1 protein-coding gene and 1 pseudogene are annotated in these 427 nt (G+C 70.7%); one reads left to right on the top strand and one right to left on the bottom strand.

Annotation, left to right across the window (positions count from 1 at the left end):
- Positions 1-228: pseudogene (locus L995_RS06725) on the top strand (hybrid sensor histidine kinase/response regulator); the annotation flags it as partial.
- On the opposite strand, the gene L995_RS06720 reads toward L995_RS06725, so the two are convergent.
- On the bottom strand, positions 198-427 hold a 230-nt coding region (locus L995_RS06720; RefSeq protein ID WP_047470454.1), incomplete at its 5' end, for a helix-turn-helix domain-containing protein. The pseudogene L995_RS06725 and the gene L995_RS06720 sit on opposite strands and share 31 nt — an antisense overlap.

The following is a 427-nucleotide window of genomic DNA, read 5'->3' as shown; positions in this document are numbered from 1 at the left end:
TTCGTGCTGTGCGACCACCAGCTGGCCCAGGGCGAGAACGGCTTTGCGCTGCTGCAGAACGTGCTGGCGCAATCGCCGCAGGCGGCGGGCGCCCTGCTCAGCGGCGACCCTTCCGCTGCGCTGGAGCAGCAGGCGCAGGAACTGGGCTATCTGCTGCTGCGCAAGCCCGTGGATCCGCTGGCGCTGCGGGCCCTGCTTCAGCGCAGGCTGGCCGTGGCCGGCGCCTGAACCGTATCGGTCGGCGGTACGGAGGGCGGCAGCTCCAGCGCAATGCCCTGCATGCGCGTGATGGCGTCGATGCGGCTGTGCACGCCCAGGCGCTGCAGGGCGCCTGCCACATGCTCCTTGACTGTGTGCGGCGACAGGTGCAGCAACCGGGCAATGCTGGGATTGGGCAGGCCGCGCAGCACCAGGTCCAGCAACGCGG

The sequence above is a fragment of the Delftia sp. ZNC0008 genome (assembly GCF_000799035.1).
Taxonomy (GTDB): domain Bacteria; phylum Pseudomonadota; class Gammaproteobacteria; order Burkholderiales; family Burkholderiaceae_C; genus Comamonas; species Comamonas tsuruhatensis.
Note: the sequence above shows the minus strand (reverse complement) of the source record. Positions and strands in the feature narration are given on the sequence as shown.